General features: G+C 58.2%; 19 protein-coding genes. 5 read left to right on the top strand and 14 right to left on the bottom strand.

Annotated features, from left to right (window positions below):
• Positions 1 to 2 precede the first annotated feature (2 nt).
• From N7922_RS18135 to N7922_RS18100, 8 genes are all read right to left on the bottom strand, one after another.
• Positions 3 to 821: an ABC transporter ATP-binding protein gene (locus tag N7922_RS18135; RefSeq protein WP_263097630.1), complete on the bottom strand. Its 819-nt coding sequence runs from the start codon at positions 819 to 821 to the stop codon at positions 3 to 5.
• Complete coding sequence (locus tag N7922_RS18130; RefSeq protein ID WP_263097629.1) at positions 814 to 1,647, bottom strand: ABC transporter permease; 834 nt, start codon at positions 1,645 to 1,647, stop codon at positions 814 to 816. Before N7922_RS18130 ends, N7922_RS18135 begins: the two co-directional genes overlap by 8 nt.
• The gene (locus N7922_RS18125; protein ID WP_263097628.1) at positions 1,647 to 2,657 is read right to left on the bottom strand and encodes an ABC transporter permease; all 1,011 of its coding nucleotides are present in this window, start codon (positions 2,655 to 2,657) and stop codon (positions 1,647 to 1,649) included. The genes N7922_RS18130 and N7922_RS18125 overlap by 1 nt, the downstream gene beginning before the upstream one ends.
• Positions 2,658 to 2,955: 298 nt before the next feature.
• Positions 2,956 to 4,524: an ABC transporter substrate-binding protein gene (locus N7922_RS18120; RefSeq protein ID WP_263097627.1), complete on the bottom strand. Its 1,569-nt coding sequence runs from the start codon at positions 4,522 to 4,524 to the stop codon at positions 2,956 to 2,958.
• Positions 4,525 to 4,697: 173 nt separating this feature from the next.
• Entirely contained in the window at positions 4,698 to 6,203 is a 1,506-nt protein-coding gene (locus N7922_RS18115) for an FGGY family carbohydrate kinase (protein ID WP_263097626.1), read from the bottom strand.
• 20 nt (positions 6,204 to 6,223) lie between these two features.
• Entirely contained in the window at positions 6,224 to 7,642 is a 1,419-nt protein-coding gene (locus N7922_RS18110) for an L-fucose/L-arabinose isomerase family protein (protein WP_263097625.1), read from the bottom strand.
• Positions 7,643 to 7,678: 36 nt separating this feature from the next.
• On the bottom strand, positions 7,679 to 8,623 hold the full coding sequence (locus N7922_RS18105) for a transketolase family protein (protein ID WP_263097624.1): 945 nt from the start codon (positions 8,621 to 8,623) through the stop codon (positions 7,679 to 7,681).
• Positions 8,616 to 9,446 carry a transketolase gene (locus N7922_RS18100; RefSeq protein ID WP_263097623.1) on the bottom strand — a complete coding sequence of 277 codons (831 nt, stop codon included), beginning with the start codon at positions 9,444 to 9,446 and terminating at the stop codon, positions 8,616 to 8,618. The genes N7922_RS18105 and N7922_RS18100 overlap by 8 nt, the downstream gene beginning before the upstream one ends.
• A 318-nt stretch (positions 9,447 to 9,764) precedes the next feature.
• On the opposite strand from N7922_RS18100, the gene N7922_RS18095 reads away from it, so the two are divergent.
• On the top strand, positions 9,765 to 10,718 hold the full coding sequence (locus tag N7922_RS18095) for a sugar-binding transcriptional regulator (protein ID WP_263097622.1): 954 nt from the start codon (positions 9,765 to 9,767) through the stop codon (positions 10,716 to 10,718).
• A gap of 314 nt (positions 10,719 to 11,032) precedes the next feature.
• Positions 11,033 to 12,709, top strand: coding sequence for a methyl-accepting chemotaxis protein (locus N7922_RS18090; protein ID WP_263097621.1), 1,677 nt, complete (start codon positions 11,033 to 11,035; stop codon positions 12,707 to 12,709).
• A 78-nt stretch (positions 12,710 to 12,787) separates the two neighbouring features.
• Here N7922_RS18090 and N7922_RS18085 read toward each other — a convergent pair whose 3' ends face one another.
• The 6 genes from N7922_RS18085 to N7922_RS18060 all read right to left on the bottom strand — a co-directional run bounded on the left by N7922_RS18085 (position 12,788) and on the right by N7922_RS18060 (position 20,562).
• The gene (locus N7922_RS18085; protein ID WP_263097620.1) at positions 12,788 to 13,876 is read right to left on the bottom strand and encodes an ABC transporter permease; all 1,089 of its coding nucleotides are present in this window, start codon (positions 13,874 to 13,876) and stop codon (positions 12,788 to 12,790) included.
• 1 nt (position 13,877) lies between these two features.
• Positions 13,878 to 15,404, bottom strand: a complete 1,527-nt coding sequence (locus N7922_RS18080) for a sugar ABC transporter ATP-binding protein (RefSeq protein WP_263097619.1) — start codon at positions 15,402 to 15,404, stop codon at positions 13,878 to 13,880.
• Positions 15,404 to 16,012, bottom strand: a complete 609-nt coding sequence (locus N7922_RS18075; RefSeq protein WP_263097618.1) for a DUF2291 family protein — start codon at positions 16,010 to 16,012, stop codon at positions 15,404 to 15,406. Before N7922_RS18075 ends, N7922_RS18080 begins: the two co-directional genes overlap by 1 nt.
• 12 nt (positions 16,013 to 16,024) lie before the next feature.
• Positions 16,025 to 16,966 carry a D-ribose ABC transporter substrate-binding protein gene (locus tag N7922_RS18070; RefSeq protein WP_263097617.1) on the bottom strand — a complete coding sequence of 314 codons (942 nt, stop codon included), beginning with the start codon at positions 16,964 to 16,966 and terminating at the stop codon, positions 16,025 to 16,027.
• 131 nt (positions 16,967 to 17,097) lie between these two features.
• Positions 17,098 to 17,745, bottom strand: a complete 648-nt coding sequence (entD, locus tag N7922_RS18065; protein ID WP_263097616.1) for an enterobactin synthase subunit EntD — start codon at positions 17,743 to 17,745, stop codon at positions 17,098 to 17,100.
• Positions 17,746 to 18,306: 561 nt separating this feature from the next.
• Positions 18,307 to 20,562, bottom strand: coding sequence for a TonB-dependent siderophore receptor (locus tag N7922_RS18060; RefSeq protein WP_263097615.1), 2,256 nt, complete (start codon positions 20,560 to 20,562; stop codon positions 18,307 to 18,309).
• A gap of 255 nt (positions 20,563 to 20,817) precedes the next feature.
• On the opposite strand from N7922_RS18060, the gene fes reads away from it, so the two are divergent.
• From fes to entF, 3 genes are read left to right on the top strand one after another with little or no spacing between them, the layout of a single operon-like run.
• Positions 20,818 to 22,029: an enterochelin esterase gene (fes, locus tag N7922_RS18055; protein ID WP_263097614.1), complete on the top strand. Its 1,212-nt coding sequence runs from the start codon at positions 20,818 to 20,820 to the stop codon at positions 22,027 to 22,029.
• A 27-nt stretch (positions 22,030 to 22,056) separates the two neighbouring features.
• On the top strand, positions 22,057 to 22,275 hold the full coding sequence (locus N7922_RS18050; protein ID WP_263097613.1) for an MbtH family protein: 219 nt from the start codon (positions 22,057 to 22,059) through the stop codon (positions 22,273 to 22,275).
• Positions 22,272 to 26,159 carry an enterobactin non-ribosomal peptide synthetase EntF gene (gene entF, locus N7922_RS18045; RefSeq protein ID WP_263097612.1) on the top strand — a complete coding sequence of 1,296 codons (3,888 nt, stop codon included), beginning with the start codon at positions 22,272 to 22,274 and terminating at the stop codon, positions 26,157 to 26,159. The genes N7922_RS18050 and entF overlap by 4 nt, the downstream gene beginning before the upstream one ends.
• Positions 26,160 to 26,164 lie beyond the last annotated feature (5 nt).

The raw sequence follows: 26,164 nt of genomic DNA, 5'->3' as shown, positions 1-26,164 counted from the left end.
CTTCACTCCGTGAATGACTGGCTGCGATCGAGCGTGGGCAACATCTGACCATAGGTTTCCGCGCCGGGGCGGCAGCGCCACAGTGTGCGGGTATAAGGGTGTTGTGCACCGGGCAGCGCCTGCGCAGGCATGGCATCGACGCATTCGCCCTGGTACATCACCATCACGCGATGGCAGTGTTGCGCCACCAGCGGTAAGTCGTGGCTGATAAGCAGCATCGCCATTTGTCGCTGTTCACATTGCACCACCAGCAGTTCGAGGATCTGGTTTCGCAACCTGGCGTCCAGCGCTGAGGTGGGTTCATCGGCGATCAGCACTTTCGGATCGTTGACCAGCGCCATGGCGATCATCACCCGTTGCCCCATACCACCGGAGAGTTCACCGGGATAACGTTTCAGTACCGCGGGCTCCAGTTCAACCGCTTGCAGCGCGTCGAGGATCTTCCCGGTCCGCTGTGTGCGGCTCAACCGCTGGTGCAGTGTTAACGCTTCATCAATCTGCGCCAGCACGGTTTTTACCGGATTGAGGGCGTAACGGGGATCCTGCAATACCATGGCGATGCCGTTACCGCGCAGGTGGTGCCAGCCCCGGGGCGTGAGGCTGCGGAGATCGTGGCCCAGCACTTCCAGTTGTTGAGCATTAACGTTGCCGGGTTTGCGCACCAGCCCCATCAGGGCGCGGGCGGTCATCGATTTACCCGAACCGGATTCCCCCACCAGCGCCAGTCGCTCGTTGCCGAGGGTAAAACTGAGGTTGTTCACCACCCGTGCGCCGGGATAGTCAATGGTCAGGCCGCTGACGGCGACGCGGATATCAGTCATGTTGTGGCTCCAGAATGTCGCGCAGGCCATCGCCCAGTAAGTTAAACGCCAGGCTTGCCAGCAGGATCACCGCGCCAGGCGCGGCGGCAATCCACCACTGGTCAAAAATCACCTGCATACCCTCAGCAATCATCGCGCCCCATTCCGCCATCGGCGGGCGAGCGCCGAGTCCTAAGAAACCCAGTCCGGCGGCGGCCAGAATAATGCCCGCCAAATCAAGCGCCAGGCGCACAATCGCCGACGGTAAACAGAGCGGTAAAAGATGGCCCAGCAGTAAGCGCCAGCCGCGAATCCCCATCATCTCTGCCGCTGCCAGATAATCGCTGTGGCGCAGACGCTGGATCTCGCTGCGCGCCTGGCGTGCATAGGCGGGCCAGGTGGTGAGCGCCAGCGCCAGTGCACCATTGACCAGCCCAGGCCCCAGCATGGCGACAAAGGCGAAAGCGAGGATCAGGCGCGGCATCGACATCACCACGTCGGTAAAACGCATCAGGATGCGTTCAACCCAGCCGCCGTAATAGCCTGAAAGGATGCCCACCAGCAGCCCGGCAGGCAGTGTGATAAGCGTTACCAGCGCTACCAGCCCAAGCGCCGGACGAGTACCGTAAATCAGCCTTGAGAGCAGGTCGCGACCGTAGCTGTCGGTGCCAAGCCAGTGTTGAACATCCGGCGCTTGCAAGCGTGAGGCGGCGTCCTGCCAGTTGGGATCGCGCGGTGCCAGCCACGGTGCGAACAATGCTACCAGCAGCAGGAGTGCGACAATGATTAACCCACTAAAGGCGGCAGGGGAGCGGCGAAGACGCAGCAAAAAGAGCGTGGTCGGCATCAGTGCACCCTCGGGTCAGTGATCCGCACCAGCAGGTCGGTCAGGTTATTGATCAGCACAAAGCAGACGCCAATCACCAGCGTACCGCCCATAATGGCGGTGGTGTCCCCGGCGAACAGTGCGGTGGTCAGGTAGCGGCCAATGCCCGGCCATGAGAATACCGTTTCCGTCAGCACCGCGCCTTCGAGCATGCTGGTATAAGCCAGCGCGATGACTGTGAGCAGTGTCCCGCGAATATTCGGCAGAACATGGCGCAATAAAATGGTCATCTCCCCCGCACCTTTGGCGCGCGCCAACAGGATGTACTCTTTGTTCATTTCGCTCAGGCAGGCTGAACGGGTGAGCCGGGTTATGCTTGCCAGTGAGTAATAGGCCAGCAGCAACACCGGCAGCAACAAATGGCTGAGGGCATTTTTAAAGGCGGCGCTGTCGCCGGAGAGCCACGTATCCACCAGCGCAAATCCGGTCTGCGGCGTGACCGTGTACTGATAGATATCATCCAGCCGGCCCGGTCCGGCGCTCCATTGCAGGCGGGCGTAAAACAGCGCCAGCATTAACAGGCCGAGCCAGAAGATGGGCACGGAATTGCCGAGTAGCGTAAACGTGCGCATGGCTAAATCCCACGGTGAACCGGCAAAGCGCGCGCACAGCACTCCCGCGATCACCCCCAGCAGTGTGCCCATGATCAGCGCCAGCGTCGCCAGCTCCAGCGTGGCGGGAAACGCCGACAGCAGATCCTGCAACACCGGTTGTCCGGTGGCGCTGGCAATACCCAGATCGCCGTGCGCGAGGTTCAGCAGGTAGTGCCAGAACTGAAGCGGCAGGGGTTGATCCAGCCCAAGCTGGTGGCGCACCTGATCGTACGTGGCCTGGCTGGCGTGATCGCCGACAATTTGCAGCACCCGATCCACCGGCGAAAACGCCGAGAGCGAGAAGGTGACCAGCAGCAGACCTGACAGGGTCAGCAGCAGTGTGAAGAGCGCCTGAGCGACGCGAGAAATGTCAGACATGGAAAGCTCGTCATTAAGGTAAAGCGGATAATAACCCTCACCCCGGCCCTCTCCCTAAAAGGGAGAGGGGGAAAATCTCCACCGCTTAACTCCCCTGCGATTGTGGGATGTGTGTCAGAGGATAAACCTGCACCGATCACTTCCCGTTCCCCTGTGGTAAGAGGGTCAGGGTGAGGGGATAAACCTGCACCGATCACTTCCCGCTCCCCTGCGGGGAGAGGGTCAGGGTGAGGAGATAAACCCGCACCGATCGGTTCCCTCTCCCCTGCGGGGAGAGGGTTAGGGTGAGGGGAAATCATCATTTGGTTACGCGGTCATACCACACCATATCCGCATTCAGGCCTTGCTGATAGCCTTTGACGTTATCGCGCACGACAATCTGGGTTTTCCCCTGATCAACAAACACATACGGCGATGCGTGTTGCAACTCCTGCTGCATCTTCTTGTACAGATCCCGACGTTTAGCCGCATCCGGTTCCGCCACTGCCGCCAGTGTCGCGTTGTTCAGTTCCGGGATCTGCCAGCCGTTTAGCCCGGCCACAGTACTGGACTTTCCATCGTTCCAGGCAAAGGCGCTGGCATTGGAGTGGGCATCGAAGTAGTCGGGGATCCACAAACGGATCGCCGCCTGGTGCTGTTTTGCACGTACGCGGGCATACACCTGACTACCCGCTGCGGGCAGCAGATCCACCTTCACACCGCCCTGGGCAAAGCTGGCCTGCATCGACTGCGCGAGGGTAATAAACGGCGGTTTGTTCTCCACATCCAGCGTGAAGTGCGCGTCTTTAATACCCGCTTTGGCGAGGATTGCTTTGGCTTTTGCCGGGTCGAAGGTAAACGGATTATCTTCCAGCGCCCCTGGCAGCCCCACCGGCAGGAAACTCTGGTGGACAAAGTACTGGCCTTTCAGCAGGTCTTTGGTAATACCGTTGTAATCCACCAGCCAGCGCGCTGCTTCCCAGAACGCCGGGTTATTCAGCAACGGGTTTGCGCTATTACCGGTGTTAAACACCAGATAGTTCTGCTCCGCAGAGGGGATGCTCAGCACTTTGACGCCTTTTTTATCGCTCAGCGCGCTGATTTGATCCGCGCCGAGATCGCGCGCCACATCCGCATCACCCTGTAGGATCAACAGACGGCGGGAGGCCGGGTCCGGCACGTTTTTGATAATGATATTTTTAAGCGCTGGCGCACCGCCTGGAGAGGTGGGGTTAGCCTCCAGCACGATGGCCTGATGTGGCTGGTAGACGCGCATCTTAAACGCGCCGCTGCCCGCAGAGTGCATTTTCAGCCATGCGTTGCCGAAATCACCGGCGTTCACATTCGCGCTGACCTGCTTTTCATCAACGATAGAGGCAATCGGCGTGGAGAGGATATTCAGCGCCACCGCCGGGCTAACGTCTGCCGTCCAGTGTAGTTGCAGGGTATGGGCATCCACTTTTTTCAACTGGCTGGCGATGTTATCCGGCTGCCAGCCGAGCACGTTAAGGATAAACGCCGGGGACTTGTTCAGCGTCACCGCGCGGGTATAGGAGAAAATCACATCTTCCGGGCGCAACGGGTTACCGGAAGCAAACTTCGCATCGCTTTTCAGCTTAATGGTCAGGGTTTTTGCCGCTGCATCCGCCTGCCAGCTCTCCGCCAGCACCGGGTTTATCTTTTCCGGGTTTTCACGATCCGGCTGCACCAGGCGTTGATACAGGCTTGGCACGGTCTGGATGCTGGATAATTCGTTGGCTTCCGCCGGATCGAGACTCACAATATCGTCCAGACCTTGTGCCACCACCAGCGTGTCCGGGGGCGTTGCCGCGTGGCTGGCAGCAGAAAGGAGGGTCAGTATGACGAGGGGCAGCAGTTTTTTGGTCATCAGAAAATCCCTGAAAAGTTAACGTCATGTGATTATTTTGTACCGCTACGTTAGGCCGCTTCTGAATTTTCTTAAAGTTTAAATTCGTCTTTCTATATGCGCCACTCGCATAAGCCAGACGTTTTTGGCATTACCAAAAAAACGCGGGGCAGAGGCCCCGCAACGAGAGAAGGTTATTTTTGCGCACGGGCAAGCTGAACGGCGTTTTGCCAGTCGAACCAGCGTTTTTGTAGCCGACCGTGGCGCGTCATATCCGGCTGAAAAGTGGCGTGTTCCGGCAGGAACTGGCGCAGCTGTTCGCTATCAACCTGCATTAATGCTTTGCGCGCCAGCAGCGCCGCGCCCATGGCGGAAAGCTCCGCCACATCGCTGCGCATCACCGGGCAGCCCAGTAAATCCGCCTGGTATTGCATCAGCCAGTCATTCTTCGTCGGACCGCCGTCCACCATCAGCGCTTTGAGGGTAAAGTCGCCATGCTGGCGCATCGCCACCGCCACATCGGCAATTTGATAGGTGATGGATTCCAGCGCCGCGCGGATCAGATGCGCGCGTTTCACCCCACGACTCAGGCCGTGGATCAAACCGCGCGCATGTTCATCCCACCAGGGCGCGCCCAGCCCGGTCAGCGCTGGCACAAAATAGACGCCAAGCGTTGATTCCACCGACGCGGGCAGCGTGCTGAGCGCCTGCGCCAGTTCCGCTTCCGGCAGCTCATTCAGCCCGGTGCTCTCCACCATCCACGCGACCGCGTCGCCGGTATGCGGGATATTGCCTTCCAGCCCGTAGACCAACCGCTCGCCATCGTGCCACGCCACGGTCGTCGCCAGCGATTTGACATCGCACTGCGCCGATGCGACGGGCGCCATCACCGACGAACCGGTACCGTAGGTGGCTTTTACGCACCCGGCGGCGCCCAGTCCGTGGGCAAACAGCGCTGCGTGCGAATCCCCGATCATTGCCAGTACCGGTATACCGTCCGGAATGCCGTGTAAACCCTGGGTATGACCGAATAATCCGCTGGAAGGACGGATCGTCGGCAGGGCCTGGCGCGGAATGCCAAACAGCGCCAGCATCTCTTCGTCCCAGTCGCCGCTGTGCAGATTGAGCAACTGGGTGCGCGAGGCGTTGGAGTAGTCGCAGCAGAAGGCGCTGCCAGCGGTTAAGTGCCACAGCAGCCAGCTATCTACCGTGCCAAGGCAGATTTCACCCTGTGCCGCCCGTTCGTTGCCCTGAGGCGTGGCGTCGAGCAGCCAGCGCATCTTGGACGCCGAAAACAGCGGCGCTACCGGCAGGCCGGTCACCGCTTTGATGGCCGCTTCATGGCCCTGCTCACGCAAGGCATGGCAAAAATCCGCCGTCCGTGAGCATTGCCAGGTGATGGCCGGGCCTAGTGCCTGACCGCTGGCGCGATACCAGCCAATGGCGGTTTCCCGCTGGTTGCTGATGGCCAGCGCCGCCACGCGCGCTGCGCCGACGTCATCGATGACCTGGCGAATCACCGCCAGCGAGGCTTCCAGCAGTTGCTCGCCGGATTGTTCCACCCAGCCTTCACGCGGGGTCTGGATGGTCAGCGGGTGTGAGCATTTCGCTACCACCTGCCCGCGGCTGTCCAGCGCCACTGCTTTGGCGTTGGTGGTGCCTTCGTCCAGGGCAATCACAATCTCTTTATCTGGCGACATGACGTTTCTCCATCAGGCGTTTATTGATGCAGGTAAGTGTCAACACCGAGATAGCGGGTAAAGGCTTCATGCAGAATGCCCGCGCTTGCCGCGTGGTTCATCGCCACATGGTGTTCAAAACCGTTACGGCAGATCCATGACAGCAGATGTTCTAAATGCGGCACCTGAATCACCGCACGGCAGCCAACGGTATCCAGCGGATCGTCCACGGATTGGCCTTCGCCAACATAGGCTTTGATCTCACCGCTCAGATCGTCCGTGCTTAAACGGAAGTAGGTCAGCGCCCCGGCTTTCAGACGACCGTGCACCGCGCCGCAGGTGTTCTCTTTGCCAACGGTCGTGCCGATGATATCGGCAGTGCCCATATGCGGTGTGTCGAGGCTGGCGGCGGCGAAGTTACCGCAGTGGAACAGCACGCATTTATCGCGATCGTCGCCAAAGTTGTTGTTCCAGTCGGCAATCGATGCCGGGCTCATATTGGCGCTTGCCAGCGCGTACATCGACAGCGCGCCCATCACATCCACTTCGCAGGCGGACGGCATGAGCTGGCCGGACATCACGCTCATGATGGAGCAGACGTTAATGCCCAGATTCTCCTGCAACGACGTCCAGCACTGGATGGCTGTGGTGTCGATATCATTGGCGATGGCCCATTCGCTGATCACCACAAACAGTTTCGCCATGGTGACCAGTTTGTCGGCGGGAATGGCGCTGGCGTCGGCGTTGTCCATTAACAGGCGGCGTTTTTCATCCACGCGGATATCATCATCGCGCAGGGTTTTGATGCGGGTAAAGACTTCCGAAAGATCGAGGGTTTCTACCGCAATCCCCAGCCGCTCAAGCAGTTTTTCACTGTAGCGCACGGTGTTAAACCCGGCAGGGCGCGCACCGATGGCACCCACGCGCACACCGCGCATGCTGCTGACTACCCGGCAGATCTGCTCAAAACGTTTGAGATCGTTCTCAAACACTTCACCGCGCAAGGCGCAAACGTGTTGTGTGGTGAGGGTAAAGGGGATGCCGTACTGGCGCAGGTTGTTGCACAGGGAGATTTTGCCGCAGAAGCTGTCGCGACGCGTCGCCAGCCCCATTTTATCCAGATTATCTTCTTCGGCCTGCACCAGCACCGGAACATTCAGCCCGGAGAGGCGCAGGGTTTCCGCCACGGCTTTTTCATCGCCAAAGTTAGGCAGCAGCACCACGACGCCGTGGATCTCATCGCGGTGGGCGCGGAACAGGTCGGCGCAAATTTTCGCGTCCTGGCGGGTTTCCACACCGCCCAGTTCGGTTTGCGTCTCATTGAGCATAATGGTGTTAATACCAAGACGGTCAAACAGGGCGATAGCCTGTTCGCGCGCTTCCGCCACCAGATAGCTCGGGAAGAAACCGCGGTTGCCGATAATGACCGCCATGGTCAGTTTTTGCGGGATTCGGGACATTGTTCTCTCTCCAGTAAGATATTCTTTTTATTGTTATTACCGCGTTGCCAGTAACGCGCGGGCATGTTTTACCGCCCCGGCGGCATCGATCTCATGACGGGCGCGGGTGGCGGCGCGATCGGCGGCGATGGCGTATTGCCCATCGGCGATGCCAAGCCGACGCAAGGGGAGGGCACAGCCCGCTTCCGCCAGCACTTCCGCCACCAGGCTGCCGACGCCGCCGTTAATGTTATGTTCTTCGACGCTGATCACGGCGCGGTGCGGTTGCAGCAGCGCCAGCAACTGTGATGTATTGCAGGGGCGAATAGACGGTACACTGATAACACTGGCATCAATACCTTCCGCTGCCAGTTGTGTGGCGGCTTCGACAATTTCATGTACCGTCGATCCCATGGCCACCAGTGCGATATCTTTCCCGGTGCGCAGCACATCAATATTTCCCGGCGCAAAGCGGTAGCTTTCGTCATGCAGCTCCGGCAGTGCTTTGCCGTCGAGGCGGATATACACCGGACCAACGTGGTCGAGGGCGTACTCAATGATCTGTCGGCACTCCAGCGGGCTGGAGGGGGCGTAAATCTCGATATTACCGAAACCACGCAGCACCGAAATATCGTCAATGCTGTGGTGGGTGCTGGCCAGCGGCCCGTAACTGGCCCCGGCGTTAAGGCCAAACAGTTTGACGTTGGTGTTGTTGTAGCAGATATCGACTTTGATCTGCTCGTTCGCGCGGGAGATCAAAAAGGGCGCGGCGTTACAGGTGACGGCGACTTTGCCGCCCAGCGCCAGACCGGCGGCTGCGCCTACCAGCGTTTGTTCGGCGATGCCGACGTTCACTACGCGGCCCGGGAATTTTTTCATAAACGGTGAAATTTTGGCCGTGGAGGTGGAGTCAGCCACCACCGGTACCAGATCCACCCCATTATCTACCGCGTCGATAAAGGCGTTAACCATCACCGTTGCCAGGTGTTCGCTATTACTCATCTTTCAGTTCCTCCAGCGCCTGCGCGATCTCTTCACCTTTCGGCACCCGGTGGTGCCACTCCGGACGTCCCTGAATAAAGGAGACGCCTGCGCCTTTGGTGGTGTGCGCAATCACCACATGCGGTTTGCCTGCAGGGCGTAAGCCTTCCAGCGTGGCAACCACATCCGCGATATCGTTGCCGCGACATTCAGTGACCTGCATTCCAAACGCGCGCCATTTTTCATCCAGCGGGTCGGTGTTGAGGATCTCTTTGGTGGGACCGGCCAGTTGCAGACTGTTTTTGTCGTTAATGATGATCAGGTTATCCAGCTGATAATGGGCCGCGACCAGCGCGGCTTCCCAGTTGCTGCCTTCCGCCAGCTCACCGTCGCCGGTAACCACGAAAACGCGACGTGCGCTGTTGCTGCGTTTCGCCGCCATTGCAATGCCCACCGCGACCGGTAAACCATGACCGAGCGCGCCGGTGTTCAGCTCAATGCCGGGGGTTTTATGTTTCACCGGATGACCTGGCAGATGCGAATCCGCGTGCTGATAGGTTGACAGCCAGTCGACGGGAATAAACCCGGCCTCCGCCAGAACGCAGTAATAACCGCCCACCGCGTGCCCTTTTGACTGAATGTAGATATCGCGTTCAGCGCTCTCTTTGGTTTGCGGCGAGCAGTTCAGAATGCGGAAGTAGAGCGCGGTCAGTAGCTCCACCTGTGATAAATCGGCTCCCGTATGCCCGCCTGCCGGGCTTTCGGCGTTCAGCACGATGATGCGACGGCGAACCGCGCGTGCTTTTTTTTCAAGCTCCTCAACAGAGAGCGAAAACGGATTCATAAGACACCTCTTGAATTTATAATCTGTCTTGAATAAATATTCAATCAGAGTGAAAAAACACATCCACACAGGATGTTATCGGCAGTTATTACAAGCGACGACAGGGAGTTGTCTGTTACTTGGAATATATATTCACTATTGATTTAATATTCATGATTAAAGATATGCCTTGTGCTAAGGTTTGTCTACGTCCGGGATCGGCAAATTTGAAAGAAAGGAGAAAAGGATCACATTTGGATCGCGGCAGGGTTGTTGCGCTGGCTTGTTATCTATTCAGCGATGAATAAAATATCAGGTAATGAATTTAAGGGGATCCCCATGTCAAAGCAGGATGAACAGCGGTTACTGGTGAAGATCGCCACGCTTTATTACAACGAAAATAAAAAACAGTCTGATATCGCCACATTACTCCACCTTTCACAATCTTTTGTGTCACGCGCGTTAACCCGTTGCCAGAAAGAGGGGCTGGTGAAGATCACCGTTGTCCAGCCGACGAATATCTTTGTCGGGCTGGAAAAGGCCATTGAGCAGCAGTATGGCATTCGCCAGGCGGTTGTGGTGGACGTGGGCGAAAATGCGGGAAATGCGCAGATCAAACACGCCATCGGCAGCGCGGCGGCGCACTATGTGGAAACGCGTCTGCGGCCGGAGGACCTGGTGGGGATTTCATCCTGGAGCAGCACGATTCGCTGTATGGTTGATGAGATGCACCCGCAAAATATTCGCGCCGCGGGTGTGATCCAGTTACTCGGCGGCGTAGGGCCGAACGGCAATGTGCAGGCGACGATCCTGACGCAGCAACTGGCGGCGCATCTTGGCTGCCCGGCGTGGCTACTGCCATCACAAAGTATTGAACACTCGGTGGAGGAGCGCGCACGGCTGGTCAACAGTCCGGATGTGGCGACGGTAGTGGGTAAATTCGCTGAAGTGGATGTGGCGATTGTCGGTATCGGTGAGCTGGAGCCATCGCAGTTGCTGAAAAACTCCGGCAACTACTATAACGAAGATATGCTCAAACTGCTCTCGGCGCGCGGCGCGGTGGGCGATATCTGTCTGCATTATTACGATGCGGCCGGTAACCCGGTGCTCAGTCACGACGAAGATCCGGTTATTGGCATGGAGCTGGCGCAGATTCGTGCGTGCCCGCATGTGATTGCGCTGGCGGGCGGAGAAGAGAAACGCAATGCCATTCGCGGTGCGTTGCAGGGCAACTATATTGATGTATTAATTACCGATTACCCCACCGCGCGCAGCCTGGTGACAGGCGAATAACGGCGCGATTTGGCGCACAGGCCGGATAAGGCGTAAGCCGCCATCCGGCAGAATGCCTGAGTGCACCGTGCCGGATGGCGCTTTGCTTATCAGGTGGATAACACGGCGTGTGATGTCGCGCTTTGTCGCCGTCCCTGAAAGATATATTCACTACATCTATTTCACAGGCAGTGTTATCACTATTTTAAATAAAAGTTATTGCCTTACTTCTTTTTAATCTTAATTAACCCCGTAACCGCGCCGATGGAATCTCAGACAGGCGTGTTTTTTGCTGTCCTTAACGCTCTTATTTCACAGCAATGGTCGGGGTTTATATGCAATTTATTCATAATGTTAAGATTAAATTCGTGATGCTTGCGATTTTAATCATTTTCACTCTTCTTTGGGGCGGTGTGTCGTTTTTCTCGCTGCATGCGCTGAGCGGGTTGACGGAAGAAGTCGCGCTCACCAACGTGCAACAAGTTAACGGCGACATCATTAACAATGCCAGCGATCGCTATTATCAGGTGAAGCTATTGATGGATCGCGCATTGGTTTTTAAAGCGAATAACGATACGCAAAATTACCAGCAAACCATTGACCGTATTGGCAAAGATATCGATTTTCTGCAAGGCGGGTTAAATCAATTCAAAGTCACCGACCACGCCAATATCAGCAACAACTCGACCGATAATATTTATAACAGTTCGCTGACGTTGTTTAATCAGGCTATAAAACCGATGTTTGAAGCGGTGAAAGTCAACAACGTCGACAGTTACACGCAGTTGTCAAAAGATCAGTTCAGCCCGTTGCGCAGCGGTTTCTCTCAGGCGATCGTCGCCTACAATCAGGAGATCCACGATCTCAAAGCCGCCGCTAACGACCGCATTGCCAGTTGGGTTTCACAGACGCGCGCCATCATCATTGTGGCGATGATCATTGGCCTGGCCATGCTGGTCATGTCTGAGCGTTACCTGGCGCTGTGCCTGGCGCGTTCGCTGGAGTGGGTAAAAGAGCATTTGCAGGTGCTGTCGGTGGGTAACCTCGACAAACCGACCAAAAACCTGGGTAACAATGAAGTGGGGCAGTTGATCCCTTTCCTTGAGACAATGCAGCAAAACTGGGTAAATACCGTGACGCAGATTCGCAATAGCGCCGGTGAGATTTACCAGGGCGCCAGCGAGATTGCCTCCGGGAACACCGATCTCTCTTCCCGTACCGAAGAACAAGCCGCCGCGTTGACGCAAACCGCTGCCAGCATGGAAGAGCTGAGCGCGGTGGTGAAACAGAACGCCGATAACGCCAGCGAAGCCAGTACACTGGCGAAAACCGCCTCGGCGGCAGTGAACAAGGGTGAGGAACGCGTGCAGGCGGTCATTGCCAGCATGAAGAACATTACCGAAAGTTCGCAGAAAATTACCGACATCATCAACGTGATCGACAGCATTGCGTTCCAGACGAACATCCTGGCGCTCAACGCTGCGGTGGAAGCGGCGCGCGCCGGTGAACAGGGGCGTGGTTTTGCGGTAGTCGCCAGCGAAGTGCGCAACCTGGCGCAGCGTAGCGCCGGGGCCGCCAAAGAGATCAAAACGCTGATTGATGAGTCGGTGGTCAACGTCAACAACGGCTTTGACCAGGTCACCCTCACCAGTGAGTCGATGGACAACATTCTGCGTTCGGTCACCAGCGTAACGGACATTATGGGTGAGATTGCCTCTGCTTCTACCGAGCAGAGCAAAGGCATCGGCCAGGTTGGTACGGCGATTTCGCAGATGGACAGCGTCACCCAGCAGAACGCCGCGCTGGTGGAAGAGTCCTCTGCAACTTCCAGCTCGCTGGAACAGCAGGCCTTCCAGTTAACGGAAATTGTCTCGGTGTTCCGCCTGCCTGGCGATGCCGCGCAAAAAAATGTCGCCGCGCGCCCGGCTGCGACAAAAGCGGGCAAATCCGCCTCGCGCACGTCAGCAGCAGCGAAGAGCCACAGCCAGGAACACGAGTGGGAATCCTTCTGATAAGACCGTAAAAAAATGCCCGGTGAGTGCACCGGGCCTACACAAAAGGCCCGGGGGAACGCCCCGGGCAAGCTGGTTTTATTTTCCTTCCATAACGGCTTTTTGCGCGACGACCGCGGCTTTTTGCTGCATGCGGTTTTGCATCTGATCGATAATGACCGCCACGATGATCACAATGCCTTTGATCACCATCTGCCAGAACTCGCTGACGCCCATCATCACCAGCCCGTCGGCCAGAAACCCGATGACGAATGCGCCGATCAGCGTACCGAGCACGGTTCCGCGACCGCCCGCCAGAGAGGTCCCGCCGAGCACCACGGCGGCAATGGCGTTCATCTCAAATGCGGTACCGTTGGCCGGGTGGCTGGCGAGTAGCTGCGCCGAAACCACAATGCCTGCCAGTGCTGCGCATAATCCGGAGAGGGTGTAGACCCAGATTTTCACCTGTTTGACCCGCACGCCGGAGAGTTCTGCGGCGCGCTCGTTATCGCCAATGGCATACACATGGCGACCGAACGGCAGGCGACGCGCGACGTAGGCTATCGCCACCGCCAGCACAATCATCAGCCAGATAGCCCACGGAATACCAAACAGCGTACCGGCGCCAATCTCATCAAAACCGGTGTTGCCCAGCAGCGGGTTGCCGGCAAGACCGGGGAAAGTTTGCCCGTCGGAGGTGAGCATCGCCGCGCCGCGCAGCACGTACATGGTGCCGAGGGTGCAGATAAACGGCGCGACGTTGTAGCGGGTGATGATCCAGCCATTTATCGCGCCAATAAACCCGCCAATGAGCAGCACCAGCGGCACAATCACCCAGACACTGGGGAAGATGGCGATACCGAACATCGGCAGCACAATGCCCTTGGTGATCATCCAACCGGCAAGCATGCCACACAGGCCCAGCGTCGCGCCAATCGACAGGTCAATGCCCGCCGTGATGATGACAAAGGTGATGCCCAGCGCCAGGAAGGCGTTGATGGCAATATGCTTAATCATGATCACCAGGCTGCCGGTGGAGAGAAAACCCGGCACGGTGGCGGTAAAAAAGCCCACAATCAGGAACAGCGCAATAAAGGTGCGCAGCTTAAGCAATAACAGGATCACACTTTCGCGTGATAGCGACGCGCCCGCGCGTGGCGTCAGCGCCACAGTTTGTGTTGTTTTCATATCAGAACCCCTGAGCACTTGCCGTTACCAGCGCCGATTCCTCGGCCCGATCGCGCACGATATCGGCGGTGAGTTTGCCGCCGGACATCACCAGTATGCGGTCAGATACCGCCATAATTTCTTTCAGATCGGAGGTGGAAAAAACCACGGCGATCCCTTGTTGCGACAGTTGCACCATCATGCGGAACACATCCGCTTTCGCCCCGACATCGATACCGCGCGTCGGTTCATCAAGAAACAGCACCTTCGGATTGGTGAGCAGCGAGCGGCCAATCACCACTTTTTGCTGGTTGCCGCCGCTCAGTGCCTGGATCTCTACCTCCGGAGAAGAGACTTTGATCGACAGATTGCCAATGGTGCTGGCAACCACTTCCCGTTCATCTTTTTGCGCGATGGCGAAGCCGCGCTGTAAGCGACGCCACAGGCTGGCGATGGTCAGGTTGGTTGCCACCGACGAGATAGGGAAGATCCCGGTGCGTTTGCGATCTTCCGGCACCAGGCTCATGCCCATGCGGATGCGTTCCGCCGGGGTAAGCCGTTGCGGCACCGGTTTACTGTCGAGCCATATCTTGCCGAGATAGTTGCGCTCTGTGCCGAGCATGCACTCGAACAGTTCGGTGCGCCCTGCGCCCATCAGGCCGTAAATGCCGACAATCTCGCCCGCATGCACTTTAAAACTGACATCGTTGACCGTCGCCACGCCGCTGGCATTGACGCAGGTGATATTCTCCGCCTCAAGGATTGGCGCGCCAAACGTGCGCCCCGGTGACAGGAAGTTGCTCACCGGATCGTTGCCGAGCATTTCACGCACGATCCACGGCACGTCGATATCGCAAACCCGGGCTTCGGCCTGGAATTTGCCATCGCGCAGGATGGTGATGACATCGCCAATCGCCATCAACTCTTCCAGACGGTGCGAAATATAGATAATGGATACGCCCTGGCGGGTGAGTTCGCGGATCACCCGAAACAGAATGTCGACCTCGGTCTTACTCAGTGCCGACGTGGGTTCGTCGAGGATCAAAATATCCGCGTCTTCCGCCAGCGCTTTGGCTATCTCCACCAGTTGTTGCTGACCGACTTTTAAATTGCCGACCAGATCGCGTGGCGAAATCGGTTGATCCAGCCGTTTGAGCAGTTCGGCGGTGCGCTTTTCCTGCTCGGCCTCGTTAATGGGCGCCACCCCTTTTTGCAACTCACGGCCAAGGAAAATGTTCTCCGCGACGTTGAGGTTTTCAAACAGGTTCAGCTCCTGGTGCACCATGCCGATACCGTGGGCGGCGGCGGCGCGGGTATCGGCGAAATGCACTTTCTCGCCATTGAGTAGAATGTCGCCCAGACTCGGCTGCTGTACGCCAGCGAGGATTTTCATCAGCGTGGATTTACCCGCGCCGTTTTCGCCGATAATCACATTGACCTTGCCGCGCCAGACGTTGTAATCCACGTTATCCAGCGCGACGGTGCCGGGAAACAGCATCGACACGCCTTTGGTGCGCAGGATAATGTCGTCTACAGGTACCTCGCTCATTACTGTGCCTCCTGTTTCAACGTCAGGGCCACGGCGTCATCCGCTTTGCCGCCGCTGATGGTCACTGCCATCAGCACCGTGGCCGGTTTTCCCACCCAACTGGCATCGACTTTGGGCAGGAGCTTCACGGCTTCACGGTTATAGGCGCGGGAGAGCTGTGCAAACTGAACCTGGTTGGTGAAATCCTCAAATTTAAAGCCGGTCGCATCGCGGATGGCATTGCCGCGTACTACCGGGCCGAGCTGAATAGTCAGCGGCTGCCCGTTCACGGTGACCACCAGTTGTTGTTCGCGGTCATTGCTGGTGTCGACACGTTCAATCTGGCTGGTGAGTCTGACAAATACGCTTTGCGGCGTGGTACTGCTGTTTTTCATCTGCGTGGCGAGCGTGTTGGCGTCCAGCGCATGTTTTTGGGCGGCGTCCATGACGCGTTCCTGCCAGGTTTGTTGCGCGATCTGCTGTGGGGTCAGGTTGTCGAAGCTGGCTTTCGCATTCGGATCGGCAGGCATAATCGGCTTGCCGTTTTCATCCAGATCCACCACGGTGCAGGCCGTGAGCAACAGGGCGGCGCACCCTGTCAGGATGGCGCCCCATTGTTTTAACGACATATCGCCTCCGCGTTATTTGCTGAGGTTGAACATTTTCAGTTTGCTGGCGTTGCTGTCATCGATCAGCATGCAGTCCATCAGCTGTTTCTCATCCTTCTGTGCTTTACCGTTTTTCAGGAAGTAATCAGCCTGTTCAACGGCCATTTGCGCCTGTTGCCAGCCCGGTTGCAGCACGGTGGCTTTGATATTGCCTTTGTTGATGATCGAGTCGCGGACGTAGTCGCTACCGTCAAAGCCGACCACGATCACGTTGGTTTTTCCGGCGGCTTTCAGCGCGGCTTCTGCGCCCAGCGCCATGGTGTCGTTACCGGAAATAACGCCAACAATGTCCGGATGGGTTTGCAAAATGGCTTCCATACGGGTGAAGGCTTCGGTCTGGCTCCAGTTGGCGGTTTGCTGCGCCACCATTTTCATATCCGGATAATCGCCCAGCACATCGTGGTAACCCTGCGACCGTACGCTGGCGTTGGTGTCTGACTGGCGGCCGAGTAATTCAACGTATTTGCCTTTGCCGTTCAGCAATTTGGCGAACTTCTCTGCGCCGAGCTGCGCGCCCTGATAGTTGTTGGAGACGATTTGCGCCACGGCGACACCGGTTTTGTTAATTTCCCGGTCGATCAGGAAGGCCGGAACGCCCGCCGCTTTGGCTTTTTCCAGCGGGCCGACGGTGGCATCGGCACCCGCATTATCAAGGATGATGGCTTTCGCTTTACGGGCGATGGCGGTTTCGATCAGTTGATTCTGTTTGTTCACGTCATCGTCGTGGGAGGCCACCAGCGTGGTATAGCCAAGCTCTTTCGCTTTTGCTGCCGCGCCATCGGCTTCCGCTTTGAAGAACGGGTTGTCGTGTGAGGGGGTAATAATCGCGATCAGGCCGCCATCCGCAGCGAACAGTGAGCCAGATGCGGCGATCATGGAAGCCAGTACAACAGATTGCAGTAGGGACTTTTTCATCTTTTTCTCCACATTGAATATATATTCAATAATGATTTATTATTCAAAGTAACGATAATTCGATGGCGGCAAACTGTCTACGGTTTGCGCAGCTAATTTCTTAAAAGGAGAAAAGGATCACGATCCGCGGCTTAACCGACAGCCAGCGTCACCACGTTCGTGTGACCGGCTTGCCAGTACACAGTGGCTTGTTGATCAACAAGTTGCGGAGAAAATTCCGCTAAAAAACGCAGCGTCAGGCACCGGGGATCAATATGGGTGATGACCGCGCTGGCGAAGCCCGGAAACGGCAACGCACGGTGAGAAAATGCTTTATAAAGACTCTCTTTCGCGCTGAATGCCAGCGTGAGCGCCAGGGGAAACGGCAAACCGCTTGCTTCCAGTACTGCTCGCTCGGCGGAGGTGACAATGCTGTCTGTGAGCTCTGCACATAACGCGCTGCTGAACAGCGATTCGCTGTCTACGCCGATCGGATGGCGGGCAACCACCGCCAGCGCGTGGTTTTCACAGTGCGTGATACTGCCAAACAAACCTGCTGGCCAGCAGGGCTGGCGCTGCGCGCCCATTCCCGGCACTGCGGTAATGCCAAAGGGCTGCAAAGCATGGACGGCGGCAATGCGCCCGGCGAGGTGTTCAGCCTGGCGTTTGCGCCCGGCGTGTGTCAGTTCAGTGTGATGGGGCAACCAGAGTAAGTCGGCGGGCGTAAATGTCGCCGGATCAAAATCAATACGATGCAGGGTATGGTTGGCGAGAGAAAAGGGGTGATGCGTGGTGTGCATGTTGGATCCTTGCCTGGTGTTCTTACCCTCACCCTAACCCTCTCCCTGGAAGGGAGAGGGAACCGAAAGTTGCAGGCCTGCGGTTTTCTCCCTCTTACGGGAAGGGAGAGCGCAGAGCGTTGCAGGTCTGTGGGTTTCTCCCTCGCCCCTAAGGGGAGAGGGCCGGGGTGAGGGGACAGTACGTCACCGTTCTGCGGGTTCTTACCCTCACCCTAACCCTCTCCCTGGAAGGGAGAGGGAACCGAAAGTTGCAGGCCTGCGGTTTTCTCCCTCTTACGGGAAGGGAGAGCGCAGAGCGTTGCAGGTCTGTGGGTTTCTCCCTCGCCCCTAAGGGGAGAGGGCCGGGGTGAGGGGACAGTACGTCACCGTTCTGCGGGTTTTTACCCTCACCCTAACCCTCTCCCTGGAAGAGAGAGGGAACCGAATGTTGCAGATCTGCGGTTCTCCCCCTCTTTCGGGAAGGGGGGAACAGAGCGTTACAGGACTGTGGTTTCCCCCCCTCGCCCCTCAGGGGAGAGGGCCGGGGTGAGGGGGACCGACATCCCCCTTTGCTGACCGGGATCAGAAATGCGTGTTCACACTCATATACCAGGTACGGCCAGATTCGTTATACGTCTCCGCACCTGCGCCGTACATATACCCGGTTGTACCGCCAGTGGCCTGGGCATTACCCGCACGCCAGTGACGTTTGTCAAACAGGTTGTCAACGCCGCCCGTCAGGCTCACGTTTTTCATCACATCCCAGGTCGCGCTCAGGCCAACAATGCTGTACGGACTGACTTCGTTGGTAGCGGAGCCGGTCACACGTTTACCCTGATAATCGTACTTTTTCGGTTCCTGCTTGCCGTACCAGGTAAAGGTCGACTGCACAGAAACATCCGGCACAATCTGCCAGCTCAGGGTGGAGTTTAACGTGTATTCCGGAATGATCGACAGACGTTCGCCGGTCTCTTTGTTTTTGCTCTGCAGCATATAGGTGAAGTTGTTGCTCCAGGTGACCGCATCGGTTACCGGCACATTCAACGTTCCTTCCAGACCTTCTACGACCGCTTTTGGCACATTCTCCCATTGATAGAGGTCGGTTTTGGTTTTGCCCACAGCCGTCTGGCTCAGCGGTGAATAACCGGCTTCAATCTTGTTACGGTAATCGTTGCGGAACCAGGTCACCCCGGCCAGCCAGCCCTCGTGTTTGAACTCCAGACCAATCTCTTTGTTGATGCTGGTTTCGGCTTTCAGGTCATCGTTGCCCATCATGTAGCAACCCACGCCGCTGCCGCTGGCGTAGCACCCCTGGCCTTTACTGTAAAGAATGTAGTTCGGGTTGGTTTGATACAGGCTCGGTGCTTTATACGCGCGGCCAATACCCATTTTCAGGGTGAAGTCATCGCCCAGCCCCTGAGACAGGTTCAGCGATGGGCTCCAGTTATTACCCACGATGGTGTGATGGTCGAAACGCAGCGCCGGGGTCAGCATGGTGCTGTCAGTCAGCTCCATGTTGTCTTCGGCAAACACCGAGTAAATATCGGCATCGGAATAAGGACTACGACCGGTGCTGTCCAGACCGGTGATCGGGCCGCCCTGGAAGGTCTGGGTGTTGGACGCCATATCCTTCATGCGCTGCTGGTTCCATTCGGTCCCCAGCGTCAGGGTCTGATTGACCAGCAGATCCAGCGGCAGGTTCAGCTCGTTGTGCAGCGTGATGTCGGAAAGATCGATGTCTGTGAACTGGTTAGTGTTGAACAAGCCTTCCAGACCACCTGCCAGCCCTTCGCCGAGGCGCGAGTTGCGGGTACGTTCATACTGCACCCAGTTATTGGTGGTGACACCATTATCCCAGCCGCCATTCCAGGTGACAGAGTAGTTCTGACGGTAGAGACGGTTGGTCTCTTTGCCATAGTTCTCTTTCACGTAGTTATTGGTGCTGCTGTCGTTGTTGGTGTTTTGCGTGTCGCCCGCGTAAAGGTTGCCCTGGCGGCTATAGCCTGCCTGGAACTCCAGGGATTGCAGCGGCGCAAAGTCCCAGCGCACTACGCCGTTAAGATCTTTATTGATTGACCCTTCGCGACCTGCCGCCATGGTGTTGGCGTAAATACCGGTACGCTCAGACTGGTGATTCTGGTTGATGTCCCATGCGTCGGCCTGGGTTTTCGCCAGGTTGCCGTACAGGCGGAAGCTGACATCGCCGCCCAGCGGGCCGCTCAGGCTGAAATCCGTCCGCTTGGTCGCGCCTTCGTCTTTGTGCTCCGGGGCGTTGAAGTAGCTGTTCCACGAACCATGCCACTCCTGCGAGCTATCTTTTTTAGTGATGATATTCACCACACCGCCCGCCGCGCCGTTCCCGTAACGTACCGCCGCCGGGCCGCGGATCACTTCGATGCGCTCGATCATTTCTGCCGGCACCCAACTGGTATCGCCACGGCTATCACGCTCGCCGCGCCAGCCCAGGCGTACGGAGTTACGGCTGGTGACGGGTTTGCCGTCGATCAGGATCAGGGTGTTTTCCGGGCCCATACCGCGAATATCGATCTGGCGGTTATTCCCGCGCTGACCGCTGGTGGCGTTACCGGTTAAGTTCACGCCCGGCATGGTGCGAATGATCTCAGAGACATCGCGGGCGGGCGGGTTTTTGCGGATCTCTTCGGCCGTAATGGTGGAAACACCCGGTGCCTGAAGGTTTTGCTGTGCTGCCGTGACGACGATGGTGTCATCGTGCGTACCGGCGTCGCTGGTGGTACTGTCTGCGGCCATTGCGGGCAACGCAACACCGTAGATCCCCAGATTGACCAATAAGGCCAGGGACTTGATTTTGTTCTTCATTGTATTACCTGCTTTTCGTTGCCGCTTCCTTGGCTAATCCTTTCCCAGGGGGAGAGGAGGCGGCATGATGAAGCCGACACGCAGCGAGGTGCTCAGTCCTGAGAAAATTCGCCCACGGTGGCCATTTTTAAAAGAAAGACGCGCTTCCCACAGCGCGCCATTACGCTATTGCAAATGAAAATAGTTATCAATAATATTATCGATATTTTTTGATCTGCAAGCAAAAATTTCCACAGCAAATTTGAGGTTAAAGTCGTGACGTCAACAACGGGAAGTGATGCCTGGTGGGAGTCAAAACAGGGGCCGGAATGGGTCAAAGCAACACCGGAAGAATACAGTGTGACTTTCTGGTGGCGGGACCCGGCAGGAACGGAAGCGACATCAAACGTGCGCCGGGTATGGATTTACATTACCGGTGTCACCGATCACCATCAAAAGGCGTTGCCGCAATCGCTGGAGCGCATTGCCGGTACGGATGTCTGGTACTGGAAAACGCGGCTGGAAGCGGGCTGGCGCGGCAGTTATTGTCTGATCCCGTCTGAGAATAACGACGACTTTCCGGCTGAGGTTTTTAACACCACGCCGCCGGACCGCTATGCGCTGCGCGAAGGCTGGCGCAGGTTACTGTCCCATGCGATTGCCGATCCGCTGAACCCGCAAAGCTGGCGTGGCGGGCGCGGTCATCCGGTGTCGGCGCTGGAGATGCCCGGTGCGCCATTACAACCCGGTTGGCGCGATTCTGAAACGCCTTTTAATGAACCGCAGCGTCTGCAATGGCGCAGCCAGCGGTTGAACAATACGCGGACAGTCTGGGTGTATACCACCGGCGACAGCGACCCGACGCAGCGCCCGCTGGCGATCCTGCTGGACGGTCAGTTCTGGGCGAAAAGCATGCCGGTGTGGCCGGCGCTGGCTTCTCTCACCCGTGCGGGACAACTGCCTGAAGCGGTGTATGTCCTGATTGACGTGATTGATAACGCGCATCGCAGCGCGGAGTTACCCTGCAATGCCACCTTCTGGGAAGCGGTGCAGGAAGAGCTGTTGCCGCAGGTGCGGGCGCTTGCCCCGTTTAGCGATCGCCCGGATCGCACGGTGGTGGCAGGGCAGAGTTTTGGCGGCCTCTCTTCGCTGTATGCCGGGTTGCACTGGCCGCAGCGCTTTGGTTGTGTGCTCAGCCAGTCCGGTTCGTACTGGTGGCCGCACCGTGGCGGAGAGCAGGACGGCATCCTTATTGAACAACTTAAAAACGGCGAGTTACAGCCGCACGGCCTGCGCATTGTGCTGGAGGCGGGTGTACGCGAGCCGGTCATTTTCCGGGCCAATCAGGCTCTCTTTTCTCTGTTGCAACGCACACAGCAGTCGGTTTTCTGGCGTCAGGTAGACGGCGGACATGATGCGCTTTGCTGGCGGGGCGGGCTGACGTCCGGGCTTATTACGCTCTGGCAGCCACTGACCCGCCCGCGCTAAAGCGCCTTTCCACGACAGGAGTTTGCTATGGAATTCACCAACCCCTTCGATAATCCGCAAGGGCGGTTTTACATTCTGCAAAATTCGCAGCAGCAGTTCAGCCTGTGGCCTGCGCAGTGCAGCTTACCCGCCGGCTGGCGTGTTCTGTGCGAGCCGCAGCCGCAGGCGGAATGCAACGCCTGGCTTGCGGCGAACTGGCAGACATTAACCCCGGCGCACTACGCGCAATCAGGGAGCGATCAATGAGCACACGTTTACCGCTGGTGGCCGCCCAGCCAGGGATCTGGATGGCGGAACAACTTTCGTCACTGCCCAATGCCTGGAGCGTGGCGCACTATGTGGAGTTGCAGGGAGAGATAGATGCGGCGTTGCTGGCGCAGGCGATTGTCGCCGGAATGACGCAAGCGGACACGCTGCGTATGCGCTTTACGGAAGATAACGGTGACGTGTGGCAATGGGTGGATGACGCGCAGACCTTTGCCGTCCCGGCGATTGTCGATCTTCGCCGCGAGTCCGACCCGCACGCCGCCGCCCTCAGTACGATGCAGGCCGATCTCGGGCAAAACCTGCGCGTAGAGAGCGGCAAACCGCTGGTGTTCCATCAGTTGCTGCGCGTGGGGGAACAACGCTGGTACTGGTATCAGCGTTATCATCATTTAGTGGTGGATGGCTTCAGTTTCCCGGCTATTACCCGCCAGATTGCCGCTATTTACAGCGCCTGGCGCTGTGGTGAACCCACACCGTCTTCGCCGTTCACGCCGTTTGCTGAGGTGGTGGATGAGTATCAGCGTTACCGGCAGAGTGAGGGCTGGCAGCGGGACAGCGCTTTCTGGGCGAAACAGCGCAGCGAACTGCCGCCACCGGTATCGCTTTCCGCCACGCCGTTGCCCGGGCGTGCGGCGACCACCGACATCCTGCGGCTGAAAATGGCGATGGATGCACAGGCCTTTCGCCGCTTAACCCAGGCCGCGCCGCAGAACGCCCCGGCAGACCTGGCGCTGGCGCTGGTGGCGTTGTGGCTGGGACGACTCTGCGGACGCACTGATTATGCGGCGGGCTTTATCTTTATGCGCCGCATGGGATCGGCGGCACTCACCGCTACCGGCCCGGTATTGAATGTGTTGCCGCTGGGGGTTCGCCTGGACGCCACGCAAACCCTGCCTGCACTGGCGACACAGCTTGCCGCGTCGCTGAAAGCGATGCGCCGCCATCAGCGGTATGACGCCGAGCAGATCGTGCGTGATGCCGGGCGCGCTGCCGGAGACGAGCCACTGTTTGGCCCGGTCTTCAACGTCAAAATGTTCGATTATTTGCTGGATGTTGATGGCATCAACGGCGTCACGCACACGCTGGCGACCGGGCCGGTGAACGATCTGGAGATTGCCCTGTTCCCGGACGAAGAGGGCGGCCTGACGCTGGAAGTGCTGGCCAACCGTAGCCGCTATGATCGGCAGACACTGGACGCGCACATTGCGCGCCTGCCGGAATTGCTGCGTCAGTTTGCCGACAATCCGGCGTTGCGCTGTGGCGATGCGGAGTTGATTGCACCACACGAAGCTGAACAACTGGCGACAATCAACGCGACGCAGGTTGCGCTGCCCGCGACCACGCTAAGCGCGCTGGTGGCGGCACAGGCGGCGAAAACGCCCAACGCACCCGCGCTGGCGGACGCCCGCTGGCAGTTCAGCTACCGCGAATTGCGTGAGCAGGTGGTCGCGCTGGCAAACCAGTTGCGCCAGCTTGGCGTACAGCCCGGCGATAGCGTGGCGGTGGCGTTGCCGCGCTCGGTGTTTCTGACGCTGGCGCTGCACGGTATTGTTGAAGCGGGCGCCGCCTGGTTGCCGCTGGATACCGGTTATCCGGACGATCGCCTGCGTATGATGCTGGAAGATGCGCAGCCGCGGTTATTGATCACCTCGCAAGATCAACTGGCGCGCTTTAGCGATATCCCTGGCCTTGCCCACTTCTGTTATCAGCAGCCGTTGGCAACGGGCAGCTGCGAACCGCTCAACCTAGCGCGCCCCGATCATACCGCGTATATCATTTTCACCTCGGGTTCTACCGGGCGACCTAAAGGGGTGATGGTCGGTCAAACCGCCATCGTTAACCGCCTGCTGTGGATGCAGGATCATTACCCGCTGAATGGCGATGATGTGGTCGCGCAAAAAACGCCGTGCAGCTTTGACGTCTCGGTGTGGGAGTTCTGGTGGCCGTTTATCGCCGGTAGTCAACTGGTGATGGCGGAGCCGGAAGCGCACCGCGATCCGCAAGCCTTGCAGGCATTCTTTGCCCGCTACGGCGTGACCACCACCCACTTTGTCCCGTCGATGCTGGCGGCGTTTGTCGCCTCGCTGACGCCGGAAAGCGCGCAGCAGAGCTGCCGGACGCTGAAACAGGTGTTCTGTAGCGGTGAAGCACTGCCTGCCGATCTGTGCCGCGAGTGGCAGCAACTGACGGGTGCGCCATTGCACAATCTGTATGGCCCGACCGAAGCGGCGGTGGACGTGAGCTGGTACCCGGCGTACGGCGAGGCACTGGTTGGCGTGCAAGGCAACAGCGTGCCCATTGGCTACCCGGTGTGGAATACCGGTTTGCGCATTCTGGATGCCATGATGCGCCCGGTTCCGCCAGGCGTGGCGGGGGATCTCTATCTCACCGGCATTCAACTGGCGCAAGGGTATCTGGGGCGTCCGGACCTGACCGCCAGCCGTTTTATCGCCGACCCGTTTGTTGCTGGCGAGCGGATGTACCGCACCGGGGATGTGGCGCGTTGGCTGGATAACGGCGCGGTGGAGTACCTCGGGCGCAGCGACGATCAACTGAAAATTCGCGGTCAGCGTATTGAACTGGGCGAAATTGATCGCGCCATGCTGACCTTACCGGATGTCGCGCAGGCGGTTGCTCACGCGTGCGTCTTCAACCAGGCGGCGGCCAGCGGCGGCGATGCGCGTCAACTGGTGGGGTATGTGGTGTCGGCGTCCGGCTTACCGCTGGATACCGCCGCATTGCAGGCGCACCTGCGCGAGCAGTTACCGCCACATATGGTGCCGGTGCTGTTGCTGCAACTGGCGGAACTGCCGCTGAGCGCCAACGGTAAACTCGATCGTAAAGCGCTACCGCTGCCAACGCTGACCACGAAACGCGGGGGGCGCCCACCGCGCGAGGGCAGAGAAACGCAGGTAGCGCAGGCCTTTGCCGCGCTACTGGGCTGCGAAGTGAACGATGCCGAAGCCGATTTCTTCGCCCTTGGCGGCCACTCACTGCTGGCGATGCGCCTGGCGGCACAGTTGAGTCGCGAATGCGAGCGTCAGGTGACGCCGGGGCAGATTATGGTGGCGTCGACGGTGGAAAAACTGGCTGCGCTGCTGGAACAAAGTCTGTCGGCGGAAGAGGCGCAACGTCTGGGGCTGGAAACGCTGCTGCCGCTGCGTGAAAGCGACGGCCCAACGCTGTTTTGCTTCCACCCGGCTTCCGGCTTTGCCTGGCAGTTTAGCGTGCTGGCGCGCTACTTAGCGCCGCGCTGGTCAATCACCGGGATCCAGTCGCCGCGGCCGTCCGGGCCATTGCAGCAGGCGGCTACGCTGGATGATGCCTGCGAGCAACATCTGGCGACGCTGCTGGCGCAGCAACCACACGGGCCTTACTACCTGTTCGGGTATTCGCTGGGCGGTACGCTGGCGCAGGGCATTGCCGCACGTTTGCGCCAGCGTGGCGAAGACGTGGCGTTCCTCGGGCTGCTCGACACCTGGCCGCCGGAAACGCAAAACTGGGCGGAGAAAGAGGCTAACGGGCTGGATCCTGACGTGCTGGCGGAAATTGAGCGCGAGCGGCAGGCCTTCCTGGCTGCACAACAGGGGCAAGCTTCCGGCGAGCTGTTCCGCCACATTGAAGGCAACTATGCGGATGCCGTACGTCTGTTGACTACCGCGCACAGCGTACCGTTTGACGGTAAAGCCACACTGTTTGTTGCCGAACGTACGCTGCAACCGGGAACGGATCCGCATAAAGCCTGGGCGCCGTGGGTGAAAGAACTGGAGGTGTATCGCCAGGATTGCGCCCACGTGGATATCATCTCGCCGCAGGCGTTTGAACGTATCGGCCCGGTATTACGGGAAGTGTTAGGGGCGTAATGTTT

Origin of the sequence: Kosakonia sp. ML.JS2a, from assembly GCF_025642095.1 — a bacterium.
Taxonomy (GTDB): domain Bacteria; phylum Pseudomonadota; class Gammaproteobacteria; order Enterobacterales; family Enterobacteriaceae.
The sequence above is the reverse complement of the archived record's forward strand: the minus strand, read 5'-3'. Positions and strand labels throughout refer to the sequence as shown.

What these genes read in the sequence shown, in the direction of transcription:
- N7922_RS18135 (WP_263097630.1), bottom strand. Translation starts at nt 821, where the DNA reads ATGACTGATATCCGCGTCGCCGTCAGCGGCCTGACCATTGACTATCCC.
- N7922_RS18130 (WP_263097629.1), bottom strand. Translation starts at nt 1,647, where the DNA reads ATGCCGACCACGCTCTTTTTGCTGCGTCTTCGCCGCTCCCCTGCCGCC.
- N7922_RS18125 (WP_263097628.1), bottom strand. Translation starts at nt 2,657, where the DNA reads ATGTCTGACATTTCTCGCGTCGCTCAGGCGCTCTTCACACTGCTGCTG.
- N7922_RS18120 (WP_263097627.1), bottom strand. Translation starts at nt 4,524, where the DNA reads ATGACCAAAAAACTGCTGCCCCTCGTCATACTGACCCTCCTTTCTGCT.
- N7922_RS18115 (WP_263097626.1), bottom strand. Translation starts at nt 6,203, where the DNA reads ATGTCGCCAGATAAAGAGATTGTGATTGCCCTGGACGAAGGCACCACC.
- N7922_RS18110 (WP_263097625.1), bottom strand. Translation starts at nt 7,642, where the DNA reads ATGTCCCGAATCCCGCAAAAACTGACCATGGCGGTCATTATCGGCAAC.
- N7922_RS18105 (WP_263097624.1), bottom strand. Translation starts at nt 8,623, where the DNA reads ATGAGTAATAGCGAACACCTGGCAACGGTGATGGTTAACGCCTTTATC.
- N7922_RS18100 (WP_263097623.1), bottom strand. Translation starts at nt 9,446, where the DNA reads ATGAATCCGTTTTCGCTCTCTGTTGAGGAGCTTGAAAAAAAAGCACGC.
- N7922_RS18095 (WP_263097622.1), top strand. Translation starts at nt 9,765, where the DNA reads ATGTCAAAGCAGGATGAACAGCGGTTACTGGTGAAGATCGCCACGCTT.
- N7922_RS18090 (WP_263097621.1), top strand. Translation starts at nt 11,033, where the DNA reads ATGCAATTTATTCATAATGTTAAGATTAAATTCGTGATGCTTGCGATT.
- N7922_RS18085 (WP_263097620.1), bottom strand. Translation starts at nt 13,876, where the DNA reads ATGAAAACAACACAAACTGTGGCGCTGACGCCACGCGCGGGCGCGTCG.
- N7922_RS18080 (WP_263097619.1), bottom strand. Translation starts at nt 15,404, where the DNA reads ATGAGCGAGGTACCTGTAGACGACATTATCCTGCGCACCAAAGGCGTG.
- N7922_RS18075 (WP_263097618.1), bottom strand. Translation starts at nt 16,012, where the DNA reads ATGTCGTTAAAACAATGGGGCGCCATCCTGACAGGGTGCGCCGCCCTG.
- N7922_RS18070 (WP_263097617.1), bottom strand. Translation starts at nt 16,966, where the DNA reads ATGAAAAAGTCCCTACTGCAATCTGTTGTACTGGCTTCCATGATCGCC.
- entD (WP_263097616.1), bottom strand. Translation starts at nt 17,745, where the DNA reads ATGCACACCACGCATCACCCCTTTTCTCTCGCCAACCATACCCTGCAT.
- N7922_RS18060 (WP_263097615.1), bottom strand. Translation starts at nt 20,562, where the DNA reads ATGAAGAACAAAATCAAGTCCCTGGCCTTATTGGTCAATCTGGGGATC.
- N7922_RS18050 (WP_263097613.1), top strand. Translation starts at nt 22,057, where the DNA reads ATGGAATTCACCAACCCCTTCGATAATCCGCAAGGGCGGTTTTACATT.
- entF (WP_263097612.1), top strand. Translation starts at nt 22,272, where the DNA reads ATGAGCACACGTTTACCGCTGGTGGCCGCCCAGCCAGGGATCTGGATG.